We start from the raw sequence: 12,911 nt of genomic DNA, 5'->3' as shown, positions 1-12,911 counted from the left end.
AAGGAACTGAAACATGGCTGAGATCAGTGAAATCATTTGCGTGACCTGCCCCAAAGGCTGCACCTTGCGGGTTAAGCACGAAGGCAAGCAGGTGCTGGAAGTTCTGGATGGCTGCAAACGCGGCGAGGAATATGCGATCTGTGAACTGCAGGACCCCCGCCGGATGGTAGCCTCCACCGTACGGGTGGATGGTGGATTGCACCCCCTGGTGCCCGTCTACACCAAAAAGGCCTTCCCCAAGCACCTGATCCCCGATCTGGCCCGGGCGCTGCGCAATGTGGAAATTCCCGCGCCGGTGAAGATCAACCAGGTCGTACTGCCCAATGCTCTCGGTACCGGAATTGACGTCGTCGCCAGCCGGGATATGCCGAAGGTGGCGGCGTAGGGGATAGAGCAAGACCATTTACGCCAAAGACATAGAGCCGTGGTGTGCCACGGCTCATTATATTTAATCCCCTTCCCTTCGCCCAATCCAAAATATTGTAGGGGCGGCCCTCTGTGGCCGCCCAAAGAATAAGGGAGCCCACAGAGAGGCTCCCCTACTTCTAACCCCATCCCGCCTTCGGCACCCTTCCCCTCTCGAGGGGAAGGATTGGGAAAGGGGTTTTTTACCAACTACTTTTTTCCAAACAAAAAGCCCCTGAACTATCAGGGGTTTGATTTTATCCAATCATTCTACGGCGCACCGGGGCCGTAATAATTAGGGTCTTCGGGGGTGTTCCCGCTTGGGTCATGCACCCAAACGTAGTCACCGACCTCCGCCCATTGGAACAGCCAGTTGGCATCTCCAGGCGCCAGGTTCACGCAGCCGTGAGACTGCGTATAACCCAGGTTGGTGTGCCAATAGGTGGCGTGTAAAGCACGGGATTCGTCATAATACATCGTCCAGGGAACATCTTCTAGATAGTAATAATCCGATCGATTGGCTTCAAACGCGCCGCTCATCGTTTCCAAAGGCTTCTTTTCATAAATCTGGAAAACACCCGGACGCGTAAAGAAAGGGTCCAAACCACTGGCGACCAGCGTGGCGAATACAAGGTCACCATCTTCATACACGCTCATGGTCTGCTGGAACAAATTGATCTCAATCCAGCGATCCCCCTGAACGCCTTCCGGGCGGGTGGGGTCAAAATGCACCACCCGGGCTTTCAGGCTGTTCACCCACTCATCCGGCGCGATCTCATACCAGGTCAGCCCTTGGGCTTCTGTGCTGTTAAAAACCTGGATCAGGTCCATCTGCACGTATTCATTCCCGCTGACCGGCGCATTGATCGAGGGTTCCGTGTAGGACGGAGTCCGATCCACCACCCAACCAAAGTCATTGCTGGGATTATCATAAAACAACAGTCCCTGAAAGTTCGTATAAGCCGCTGGTGCAGCCCGCAGCCAGGTGCCGGTGGTCGTCTGCAGATAGGGATTCCCGTTAATATCCACCCGGTTGATATAGCTGATGTAACGAAGCGAGCCGGTCTCGATTTGTCCGATTGGGTTCCTTCCCGCCGCGGCGTCTTCCGCTGAGGCGTAGGTATAAGCCGGTTCATCGGCAGCCAGGTTGATCTTGGCGACATAGACCGGCAAAATGCCCAGATCAGATGAAGGCGAGGCGGCCGGCAATTCAGTCATCGGGTAAGGAAAGCCCTCCGCTTCCATCTCCGCCACCGTCTGAGCAGGGCCATAGAACAAACAAGTGCCGTCATTAGGCATGCCCGGCAGACAAAGTGGCATCCAGGAGTCATCCTCCACTTCGCTTTGGGCCTGAACCGCCGCCTGAGGCAAGCCAAAGATCAGCAGTAAAAGTATTGACCAAACCAATAATTTAAATTTTTTCATTGTTCCTCTAATTCAATGCTTATGCGCTGATTATACCTAATCTCACCGGAGTCAAAACACCCTAGAAAATCTAGGGTGACGATAAGCCATTCCAGATAAGATAAGAATAGAAAGTGAAAGAAACAAATAATAAAAATAAAAAATACAGCCAGCACCACCCATCAACGGTTCAGAGGGAACCGTTGATACGCGTTAGGGGGAAACCACTAAATCCACAGGCTGGTTGTACTTCAATATTGAAATTGTCTGCCCGTAACGTTCTGCTAAGGGTCTCAAGTGCTCCATCGTCCAGCCCACTCTGCCAAGAGAATGCAGACCAGCCCTTATAGGCCGAAAGAAGTTATCCCAATGGGAAATCAGCACCTGCCGCGCGCCACTGGCAACCACCGTCTCCTGGTAGAGTTTTTCGAGGTAACTTCGCGGCCGAAACCCCAAGCCACCAATACCCAAAACGACCGTCTCCACCTCCAAACCCTGATAGGCCCCGCTCAGAAAGGCCGCACTACCAAAGACCAACGTTCGGTCCACCAGGATGGCGCTGACCTCACCGCAGCGGTACTGCCAAAACCAGGCCGGCGGCCTCAGGGGTTGGGGAATGGGGGCTGCAATGCTGGCTAAGCGGCTTAGAGGTCTGGGGAATTGAATATGCTGGCTGGGCAGGAAGCGAACGGTAAAATCCCCTGCCTGCAAGGATTCGCCCTGCTGAATTTGATGGAACAAATCCGGCGCCAATCCAGCCCCTGCAGCCAACTGAGCTGAGGAGGGTGAGCCAAACAGAGGAGCGCCGGTCTGGCAGGCCGTTTCCACCGCATCAAGGGCATGGTCGTAATGGGTATGCGTCAGCAGGACCCCGGCCAGGCTTTGGATGCCCAAACGCGCCAGGCCTGCCTTGATTTTCTCCGGTGAGGGTTTGATCTTATCTAATAAGCTCAGGAAGGGAGGGCGGGTGAAATGGGGATCAATCAGCAGATTAGATTCTCCCTTGCGAAAGAGCATGCAGTTGGTTCCGCCATAAGTTAGCTGAGCTGATATTTCCATCACAGCCATTCTTTTCCGTATTTCAAATGAAGTCTAAATCCTCTATAATAGAAGTAATAGAGACTAATGAAAACAAAGCTCAACTTCTGTTGAGCAAATCTTTCAGCGAGGTACTCTAAATACCTGAAATGCCGTCCGGGTGAAAAATCCGGACGGCATCCTTTAATACCTTAACCACCTCAGACCAAAAGCTCCGCCTTGAAGATAATTGTCGCTTCTCCAGCAATCCGAACCCGGCCGCCATCAAGCCGCACCTTCAACACGCCACCCCTGGCCGAAGCCTGATAAGCCTTTAATTCAGTCTTCTCGAGTTTTTCCGCCCAATATGGGGTAAGCAGGCAATGAGCAGATCCTGTGACCGGGTCCTCATTGACCCCTAATTGCGGAGCAAAGAAACGCGAAATGAAGTCAAAGTCCTCTAGGTCGCTCTGGGCGGTAATAATCACCTCGGGCATTTGGCTTTCCATCAGCGCGAAGAAATCCGGTTTGGCATTGCGGACAGTTGCGGCATCAGGCGCCTCAAAAAGGAAATAATTCCCATCATAAGCCGCGGCCACCGGTTGGAATCCCAAGATATCACTCACGTCCGATTCAATCTCCAACGGTTCGGGAGTCATCGCCGGGAAATCCAACTCAACAGCCCCATCCACCCAATGCGCCCGTAACTCACCAGAGCGCGTCTGAAAAGTCAGAGCACCATTGCGCAATTCCGGCTGCCGTTCAAAAAGCACTCGAGCGCTGGCCAGGGTGGCATGACCGCAGAGGTCCACCTCAGTGGCCGGGGTGAACCAGCACAACTGCCAGTTCGCCTGACCGCCCTCCGGCCTTAGAAATGCCGTCTCCGAGAGGTTCATCTCCGAAGCAACCGCCTGCATCCACTCCGCAGACTTGGGCTCAGTCAATAAGCACACACCTGCCGGATTTCCATGGAAAGGTTCCTTTGTAAAAGCATCTACCTGAAAAAGAGTCGTCATCATCTAACACCACCTTTTTGATTAACTAGATTCACCTGTATCCTATTTTAATGGATTTTATGCGCTTTCCAGTCCTCTCTTTGCCATTCTTATTAATCCGAGCTGGAATCAATCTAAATTTATTGAATAATCAATTCAAGTTGGATATAATGATGTTACTCAATTAATACAAAATTAAAACTTTTATTGGTTGAAGTACCATTTGGAGGAAATTAACATCATGGTGAATGTGATTTACCCCCATGAAGAGATCAGCCGGATCATGACCGCTGCAGTGGTCAGTTTGAAGTTCCGCAAGGATCTGCTTCAGAATCCTATGAATGCGATTGCTCAGGGATATGGGGATGAAACCTTCATATTGGCAAAAGACCAGGCCGAACAGCTATCCAAAATCCACGCCAAGACTTTGGAAGAGTTCGCCACGAAGATCATCTATACTTAAATCATCGGTTAACCCATAAATTCCGACGCTGCACTACTGTGCAGCGTTTTTTATTTTTTAGCCTCTTATTTCCCTAAAAACCATGGTAGTATTGACAATCTACTATTCTAGCGCTAGAATAGAGTCATGAACAATAAAGAACTGGCCCTGCTGGGGCTCCTGACCGAGGGACCTAAATACGGCTACCAACTGGAAAATGACATTGAAACCCGCGGTATGCGAGAATGGACCGAGATCGGATTCTCCTCCATCTATTACCTGCTGAACAAATCGGAAGACCGGGGCTGGATCCTTTCCACCCTGGGCGAAACCTCAAAAGGACCTGTCCGCAAGCTCTATGCGCTGACCCAAACCGGCTGGTCACTCTTACGCACCGAACTGCTCCAGAGACTGGCCCATCCTACGCCCAACAGCGGCGAACTCGACCTCGCCCTGGCGTTTATGTCCATCCTGCCCCCAGAGCAAGTGACGGAAGCGCTGAACGAATATCAACAGAGCCTGGAAGACGGCCTTAAGCGGGTAAACCAGCAGTGGGAGCGAAGCGGCAGAGGACATCTGCCGGAAAATGTTGAAATTCTGTTCGCTCATAGTCTGCATCGGATCCAAAGTGAACTGGACTGGGTTAAAACCCTTTTGCAGACCAGAAAGGAAAATAAAAATGGCCAAAATTGATTTTAAAAAGGAATTCAAATCCCTCTATAAGGCTCCGGACAATCCCACCCTGGTGGATGTGCCGTCCCTGAGTTACCTGATGATCGACGGGCTGGGCGACCCCAACACCGCACCCATCTATTCCGAATCCGTGGGCACCCTCTATAAGCTGGCTTATGCCATCCGGTTCCTGATGCGGGACGAATACGACCTGGATTTCGGCGTAATGCCGCTGGAGGGACTCTGGTGGGTGGAGGATTTAAATGAATTCTCTTATGGCGACAAGAGCAATTGGTATTGGACGATGCTGATCATGCAGCCCACCGCCGTGACTGCCGAGGTTGTGGCAACCGCCCGCGAAAAAGTCGTTAAGAAGCACAATCCCCTTCTGCTGCCGCAGGTCCGACTCGGTGAACTGGTGGAAGGCCAGAGCGCTCAGGTGATGCACCACGGACCTTATGCAGACGAAAAGCCCACCGTTGACCGCCTCCACGCCTTCATTGAAAGCCAGGGCCTGACACCTCACCTGAAGCACCACGAAATCTACCTCAAAGACCCCACCCGCTGCGCACCGGAAAAGCTGCTGACCATCCTGCGCCATCCGGTGACCTCTGGATAAGTTATCGGTCCCAAGAGGCAAAACATCTGACATAAAAAAGATTGTTAATACAAAAAGAGACGCTGAAATACCAGCGTCTCTTCTCCTAGACAACATATGTGCTAACCGCCTAAATAGGCAGCCTGCACTTCCGGATTTTCCATCAGGTCATCCGCATCACCGGAGAGGGCCACAGTGCCGGTTTCCAGCACATAGCCCCGGTCGGCAATGGAGAGCGCCATCTGGGCATTTTGTTCCACGAGCAAGATGGTTACACCCTCTTCATTAATCTTTTGGATGATCTCAAAAATCTGCTCCACCAAAATCGGGGCGAGGCCCATTGATGGTTCATCCAGCAGTAATAACCTGGGGTTTGCCATCAGCGCCCGCCCGATTGCCAGCATCTGCTGTTCACCACCGGAAAGAGTCCCGCCCATCTGGCGTTGGCGTTCCTCCAGACGGGGGAAGATATTAAAAACCTCATCCATATGAGCACTGATGACGTCCTTATCCTTGATGGTATAAGCTCCCAACTCCAGATTTTCCAAAACACTCATCCGGGCAAAGATCTTGCGCCCTTCAGGCACCTGTACAATCCCTTTTTCCACAATATGCGCCGGTGAAATCTGGGAAATTTCTTCCTCTTCAAAGATCACCGTGCCGGAATCGGGTTTCATGATCCCGGAAATGGTATTCAGCGTGGTGCTCTTTCCGGCGCCATTCGCGCCAATCAGGGCGACGATCTCACCTTCATTCAGGTCAAACGAGATGCCTTTCAAAGCATGGATCGCGCCATACGACACATTGAGTTCATTGACTTTAAGCATGCTGGGCCTTCTTCTGTTTGAATTTTTCTGAAAGTGCTGCCGCGCCGGGCCCCAGGTAGGCTTCAATCACCCGTTGGTTGGATTGGATCTCTTCGGGCTGGCCCTCAGCGATCTTGAGACCGTAATCAAGAACGGTGATCTGGTCGGAGATATCCATAATCACCCGCATATCGTGCTCAATCAACAGGATCGTGATCTTGCGGCTATCGCGGAGGTCTCGAATGAAGGCCACCATCTCGTCGGTTTCCTGCGGGTTCATACCTGCGGTTGGCTCATCCAATAAGAGCAACGCCGGCTGGCTGGCCAGGGCCCGGGCAATCTCCAGGCGACGCTGCGCGCCATATGGCAGGTTGCGGGCAGGCGTATTTTCCAGGCCGGAAAGGCCCACATACTCCAAAAGCTCATATGCCCGGGCCACTGATTCTTTTTCTTCGTGCTTATATCGGGGATCATGGACAATCGCCTCCAACCAATTCGTTTTCAGACGGACGTGTTCACCCACCAAAATATTCTCAAGTGCGGTCATCTCACCGAACAGGCGGATATTCTGGTATGTCCTGGAAATCCCAAGTTGGCAGACCTTGTGCGTGGGCAGGCCCTTAATCGGTTCACCAAAAAACAACATCTCGCCTTCCTCAGGTACATAAAAACCGGAGACGCAATTGAACAGCGTGGTCTTCCCGGCACCGTTCGGACCAATGATGCTGGATATAGAATGTTCCTGGACGACTAAATCGACATTATCTACAGCAGTCAGACCGCCAAACCGTTTGGTAACATGTTTTGCTTCAATCACGGCGCGGGTCATGGTTCCACCTCCGTTGCAGCTTCTTGAATTTTCGCTGCGGATGGCTTCTTAAATTTCACCCGGCCTGCAGGCCAAAGCCCTTCTGGGCGGACGATCATCATTACGACTAATAAAGCGCCAAAGACCAACAGACGATAGTCTTCAAGTTCGCGCAACAGTTCCGGCAAGCCCTTGAGCACAAATGCACCCAGGACAATCCCGGGAAGGCTGCCCATGCCGCCAACGATCACAATACACAATACATTGATCGACACCATCATCGTGAAATCTTCAGGACCGGTGAATTGGTTACGGGAGGCAAACATGGCACCTGCCAGGCCAGCGAAAGCCGCACCCAGCAACAACGCCAGGATTTTGGAGCGATAGGTATTGACCCCAGTGGCCTGAGCCACTGTCTCATCCTCACGGATCGCCACCCAGGCACGCCCGGTGCGGGAATCCTTCAAGCGCTTGGCAATGAACAGCGCGACCAGAACCAACAGCATCAATAGGTGCATATAGTTCACATCGGAAAAAACCTCACCACGCCAGACCGGCTGCCCAACATTGGTTACACCCTTGGGGCCGTTAGTTATTCTTGTGAGTAAATCGCTCCTGATCAAAATACGAATGATCTCACCAAAGCCAAGGGTCACTATGGCTAGGTAATCTCCCCGCAGATTCAAGATCGGCAAACCCAACAAGAGACCCGTCAACGTGGAGGTAACTATCGAAGCACCTGCAGCCAGCCACAAGCTTAGTCCAATGCCATGCGGCTCAGGAGCGGTCAGCAGGGCAAAGGTGTAGGCACCAACGGCAAAGAAGGCCACGTAACCCAGCACCAGCTGGCCGGAATACCCAACAATGATATTCAGCCCCAGGCCCAGAAGGACATAGATCGCCACGGTGCCCATGATGTAATTCCAATAGGAACCCCAGGCCAACGGCAAATAATAAAGCACGACAGCCGTGACAAGGAATAGAACCAGCATCACCCAAGGGTTATCGAAGAGACCTTTGATATCACTGGATTTCTTCCAGGAGGAAACTCCTCGTTTACAGCCCGCCACACACTTGGCGAACCAGGCCTTGATTGATAACAACCAATTTACAGCCGAACCAGCCAGGCTGAAAACTGTGAAGTAAATCATATAAGTGTTCGCAGCAGCAAATGGTGTACTATAGAACCGCAGGTAATTTAAATCGTCCGGGTCCATATTCGGAAGGTAGGTCTGAAGATCCACCCCTTGAACAGACAGGGTTCCCGTCAGCCAGATCCCCAACCAGGCTAAACTGCCGCTGACCAGACCGGCTGTCAGGCCACCCAGGAAGGACACCCACCATTTGGATTCATCCTGCCCGCGACGAGCGATGAATCCGGTGAAAAAGCCTAAAATGGCCAAAACTGCCAGTAAATTGTTCACCGATAAAGTGTCTTGATTGCTAAGGCCCTTTGTATTTCCAAGGAGGTCGCCAATCATTCCTGAACCAACATTGATGAAGCCAATCAACAATAAGAAAACAAACACAATCCCAAAAATAACACCGGAGCTCAGTCCTTTTTTCAAAGCAGTTTTCATTAGACTTTCTCCTCCGATAATGCCTCACCCAGTAACCCGGATGGTTTGAAGATCAATACCAGAATGAGGATGGTGAATGCAATCACATCCTTCAACTGGAAATCCAGGCCCAGCAAGGCGGGTCCCAGGGACTCAAACAGCCCAAGCAGCATTCCACCCATCATTGCGCCGGGGATGTTTCCAATCCCGCCCAGAACAGCGGCGGTAAAGGCCTTGATGCCAGGAAGGAACCCTACGTAGTGGTTGAAGAGGCCATTATGGATCCCCCACATCACGCCGGCTGACCCAGCTAAAATACCACTAATAATGAAGGTTTTGCTGATGACTGAATCGACATCTATTCCCATTAAGGCGGCAGCCTGTTTGTTTTCTGCCACGGCGCGCATGGATTTGCCCAACTTGGTTTTCTTTACCATAATGAACAAACCCACCATCAAAAGGATTGAAAGCACAAAAGAGAACACGCCAGTATAGGTGAGCATGACCTCTTTTCCTCCAACAGGGATCATCCAACCCGTCCCGCGCCAGAGAATATCGGGGTTAGCATATTGGCGGCGCTGAGGTCCAAATAATAGCTGGGCAGCGTTTTGAAGAAAGATGGAGGCACCGATGGCGCTGATCAACGGAACCAGGCGAGGAGCACCGCGCAATGGCCGATAGGCAATCTTTTCAAGCAGGAAACCTACCAGTGCGGAAGTCCCCGCACCGGCGATAAATGTCAACACAAGCGCAATGACAGGATAGGCGTTCAGAAAACTCAGACTTGGGTCTGCAGCCGAAGGGGCTGGAATGGCCGAGAAGGCCTCCAGTACAAAATACCCAGCGAAGGTCCCCAACATCATCACCTCGCCGTGGGCAAAGTTGATCATAAAAAGGATCCCATAGACCAAAGTGTAGCCAATCGCGATCAATGCATACATGCCCCCCACAACCAGTCCGGTAATCAAAAACCGCATCCACGTGTCTGGTCCGTAGACCCCTTCGCCGAATGCGGTTTGGTAAATTCGCCATCCCAGGTAAATCAACACCACTAATCCTACCAAAAGGCGTAGGATCAGTGCTGGTGTAAGTTTTAAGTTTCTTAATTTCTTGATCATAATGCGACAATTCCATTAGCAGTGAGAAAAAGGATGGGGAAGTCATTAACTTCCCCATCCATCATAGGAGAAAGCGATTATTCGCTGGCAAGATCCAAGGGAACCCAGTCACCATCTACAACCTGGTAGAAAGCTGGGCCAGAAGCGTTACATTCACCTACTTCGTCACATTTGACTAAACCTGTCAGGCCAACATACTCAAGACCGCGGACGGCTTGAATTAATGCCCCTCGTGGGACGTAAAGCGTACCATTATCCACAAATGCAACCGATTCGATTGCTTGCACCAAGACTCCACCCGTATCCCATGCTGCCCATGTAAAGGCGCTTAATTCACCAGCCATGGTCGGGTAAGTCTCGCTATACAATACATCAAAGGCAATTTTTTCATCGGAATCGGGTGGCACCAGCGAGACTGCAATCGCGCCTTCACCATTGGGGCCAGTCTTCTCGGTGAATTCAACACCATAAGTGCCATCACAACCAAAGAACTGAACACCATCCAGACCAGCCTGCGCCCACTGATTCATCATGACAATGGCCTCAGCAGCATAACCACCAAAGTATACAGCCTGCGGCTCAGCTGCGGCTACTGCCGATAGCGGGGCAACATAGTCAGCCTCACCTGGTGTGACCGCTTCATAAGCCACAACCTCACCGCCAAAACTTTCAAAACCAGCCTTGACTTCATCGGCCAAGCCCTGTCCATAACCACTGCCGTCATGTATGACTGCGATCTTTGTAAAACCAAGAGAATTGAATAAAAGATCTGCTGCAAAAGCACCTTGAGCCGCATCTGTAAAGGCCAAGCGGTTGAAGACTTGAGAACCTTTTTGGGTCAGTAAAGGATTGGTCGCCGAAGGTGACATCATCGGAAGACCGGCTTTTTCATAAATCGGCATTGCAGCGGCGCTTGAGTCAGTAAAGATATGTCCTGCAATAGCTACAACGGTGGGATCCGTAACCATCTTATTGGCAACCGCCGCCCCACCTTCACCTGAGCCAGAATTGGTGTCCTCAGCGATAAGTTCGTAGGACCAGCCTTCAAAACCATCATCCTCAGCGAGGTTAAGCGCGACGCCCTGGCTGATATCAATTCCAAACATGGAATAGTCTCCCAACAAAGGAGCGCCCATACCTATCTTGATTGTTTCACCAGCAGGGATCACTGCACAACCAAAGGCATCTTCTTGACAAGCAGCTGGCAATGCAGCGTCGTCAACTGGCGCTTCGGTTGCTTCGACTTCGGGAGCAGCAGTCTCCTCAACTGGTGCAGGTGCACATGCGCCCAAAGCCAAAACAAAGATAACCATCAATAAAAATAAACTCTTAAACTTCATTATTCTTCTCCTCTGTTTGAATAACTAGATTTCTAAGATATCAACTTCTAAGACACAATAATGTTCACAAACAAGTTCCAGATCAGGGCACCTCCTGTTCAACACTCAGCTTTTCCTTATCATCGGTTTAAGGAAAAAAGCCACCCCATTTGGCTGGGGTGGCTTTGTCTTTACTAAGTCCTCGTCTACCTTGAAATTAGGTTGACCTTACCTTCCCAACCACGAATTGGCGCTTATACATAAACATGTAAAGCACCCAAAGGATGACGATAATAATCAAGTAGCTGAACTCTGCGATCAACTCATACCTCTCCGTGGTTAAGATTTTCACGATTATATATGAGCAATGTTAAGAACAGTTACATTAATTCTGGTCTTAAAGTTAATAATTGATTAACAGATTAAATCTTTTACCAATAAAAAATCATATATTGGCATAATTTGTGATATATCGGATTCGACCTAACCGACATTAACCCAAAAGGAGGCCCATAAGTGGGGCCTCCCTGGTTCAAATTCTCATCAAATTGTGGAGATTCAGTACCTCAAAATCGCTGCAATTTGCCCAACTTCTGTCAGCGCCTTGTTTTCTATAAGCACTTTAACTTCCGCATTTTTGATGAGCGACTCCTGAACGGCCATTTCAACAGCTCTACGAATCATCTCAAACGTGCCACCGCAGAAAGGACATTGATCCAAGTCCTGTACCGTCAAATAACCACAACCCAAACAACGGTAACCCGCCTGCTCATAACCCTCTATCACCAAAAGGGTCTTGATCCGCCCCTCATGGTTGGCATTCAGAGTGTCAATCAGGCCAACAGCACCTGGGCCACCCATGGCCGCCAGGGCGATGGCCTGGTCAACCAAACGAGCCGCAAGCCCTTCCTGAACAGCTTCTGCTTCCTTCAACACCGTTTCTACAATGTCAAACTCACTGGATGACATCTGCATCGGGAGATCCACCACAACCAGAGACTGCCAGGCTTTTGGCAGGGCCTGTTTGAATCGGGCGATATTCTCTTCTGTGCCGCAAATCATGACTCGGCGGATGTGCCTGCGGGAGAAGAAACCAGCGGCAACTTCAGCCGCTTCCTTGACATTCCGGTCAATCACATTATCCACGCTTGACCCGGCCCCTGTGCCGCCCATCCGTCCGGCCACAGCCGTCCCCCCACCGTGTTTGACCTGTTTGATATCTTCCCCAAGAACGACCCTTTCCTCCTCCACTTCACCCATATCGAATGAGAACAACCGAACTTTTTGGCTATCCACCAAAGCGATTCCCCAACCTGAGAAAGTGTCCATCAACCTGACCAAGGGACGTAATAAAGGCCTTGTCCCCATCGCAACCTGATCATGGATGGGTAAATTTAACTTAAAGACCTCAAACAAGGTTTGTTCACCCTGCTGCGAGAAAATCACCAGTCCCTTTGAAGCCCAATCATAGGTAAGGTTCACATATTGTTCGATCGCCTGGACATCGTCCGGCAGGCCACTCGATTCAAGCAAGTGCCGCAGGGCCAACTGAGTAGCCTCAGCACTCCTTTCCCCGGGGTCGGTGTTTAAATACAAACTTAGAACCTGTCCGCCTTCGGTGGAATAATCCAGTAGCGATTGCAGGTCTTTCTCGGAAAACATGACCGCCTCCATTTTTAATTGTGAGTTTTACCAGTGAAAACTATCCCCATCGATTGGAGATACCTTAATTTTATACGATTACAGGTTCTAATTCAAAGGCCAAACG

General features: G+C 50.8%; 13 protein-coding genes. 4 read left to right on the top strand and 9 right to left on the bottom strand.

All coding sequences use genetic code 11. The features are described 5' to 3' along the window. Positions 1-13 precede the first annotated feature (13 nt). A complete protein-coding gene (locus tag JR338_10270) occupies positions 14-385 on the top strand; it encodes a DUF1667 domain-containing protein (protein QRN82793.1) in 372 nt (123 codons plus the stop codon). Between the two features lie 290 nt (positions 386-675). Here JR338_10270 and JR338_10265 read toward each other — a convergent pair whose 3' ends face one another. From JR338_10265 to JR338_10255, 3 genes are all read right to left on the bottom strand, one after another. Continuing rightward, positions 676-1,830, bottom strand: coding sequence for a L,D-transpeptidase (locus JR338_10265; GenBank protein QRN82792.1), 1,155 nt, complete (start codon positions 1,828-1,830; stop codon positions 676-678). 192 nt (positions 1,831-2,022) lie between these two features. Beyond that, positions 2,023-2,868, bottom strand: coding sequence for an MBL fold metallo-hydrolase (locus JR338_10260; GenBank protein QRN82791.1), 846 nt, complete (start codon positions 2,866-2,868; stop codon positions 2,023-2,025). Between the two features lie 179 nt (positions 2,869-3,047). Continuing rightward, entirely contained in the window at positions 3,048-3,845 is a 798-nt protein-coding gene (locus tag JR338_10255; protein ID QRN82790.1) for a PhzF family phenazine biosynthesis protein, read from the bottom strand. Positions 3,846-4,062: 217 nt separating this feature from the next. Here JR338_10255 and JR338_10250 point away from each other — a divergent pair, with 217 nt between their 5' ends. From JR338_10250 to JR338_10240, 3 genes are all read left to right on the top strand, one after another. After that, on the top strand, positions 4,063-4,284 hold the full coding sequence (locus JR338_10250; GenBank protein QRN82789.1) for a hypothetical protein: 222 nt from the start codon (positions 4,063-4,065) through the stop codon (positions 4,282-4,284). A 126-nt stretch (positions 4,285-4,410) separates the two neighbouring features. Next, entirely contained in the window at positions 4,411-4,956 is a 546-nt protein-coding gene (locus JR338_10245) for a PadR family transcriptional regulator (protein ID QRN82788.1), read from the top strand. Next, positions 4,943-5,554: a GyrI-like domain-containing protein gene (locus tag JR338_10240; protein QRN82787.1), complete on the top strand. Its 612-nt coding sequence runs from the start codon at positions 4,943-4,945 to the stop codon at positions 5,552-5,554. Before JR338_10245 ends, JR338_10240 begins: the two co-directional genes overlap by 14 nt. Before the next feature lie 101 nt (positions 5,555-5,655). Here JR338_10240 and JR338_10235 read toward each other — a convergent pair whose 3' ends face one another. From JR338_10235 to JR338_10210, 6 genes are all read right to left on the bottom strand, one after another. Then, positions 5,656-6,360, bottom strand: a complete 705-nt coding sequence (locus tag JR338_10235) for an ABC transporter ATP-binding protein (protein QRN82786.1) — start codon at positions 6,358-6,360, stop codon at positions 5,656-5,658. After that, the gene (locus JR338_10230) at positions 6,353-7,168 is read right to left on the bottom strand and encodes an ABC transporter ATP-binding protein (GenBank protein ID QRN82785.1); all 816 of its coding nucleotides are present in this window, start codon (positions 7,166-7,168) and stop codon (positions 6,353-6,355) included. The genes JR338_10235 and JR338_10230 overlap by 8 nt, the downstream gene beginning before the upstream one ends. Then, positions 7,165-8,727, bottom strand: coding sequence for a hypothetical protein (locus JR338_10225; GenBank protein ID QRN82784.1), 1,563 nt, complete (start codon positions 8,725-8,727; stop codon positions 7,165-7,167). Before JR338_10225 ends, JR338_10230 begins: the two co-directional genes overlap by 4 nt. Then, entirely contained in the window at positions 8,727-9,824 is a 1,098-nt protein-coding gene (locus tag JR338_10220; protein QRN82783.1) for a branched-chain amino acid ABC transporter permease, read from the bottom strand. The genes JR338_10225 and JR338_10220 overlap by 1 nt, the downstream gene beginning before the upstream one ends. Before the next feature lie 77 nt (positions 9,825-9,901). Further along, positions 9,902-11,164: a branched-chain amino acid ABC transporter substrate-binding protein gene (locus JR338_10215; protein QRN82782.1), complete on the bottom strand. Its 1,263-nt coding sequence runs from the start codon at positions 11,162-11,164 to the stop codon at positions 9,902-9,904. A 537-nt stretch (positions 11,165-11,701) separates the two neighbouring features. Then, positions 11,702-12,805 (bottom strand): hypothetical protein, encoded by a 1,104-nt coding sequence (locus JR338_10210; GenBank protein ID QRN82781.1) that lies wholly within the window; start codon positions 12,803-12,805, stop codon positions 11,702-11,704. Between the last annotated feature and the right edge of the window lie 106 nt (positions 12,806-12,911).

The organism is Chloroflexota bacterium (genome assembly GCA_016887485.1).
In the GTDB taxonomy this organism is placed as follows: domain Bacteria; phylum Chloroflexota; class Anaerolineae; order Anaerolineales; family Anaerolineaceae; genus Brevifilum.
This window is presented reverse-complemented; position numbering and strand designations above follow the sequence as displayed.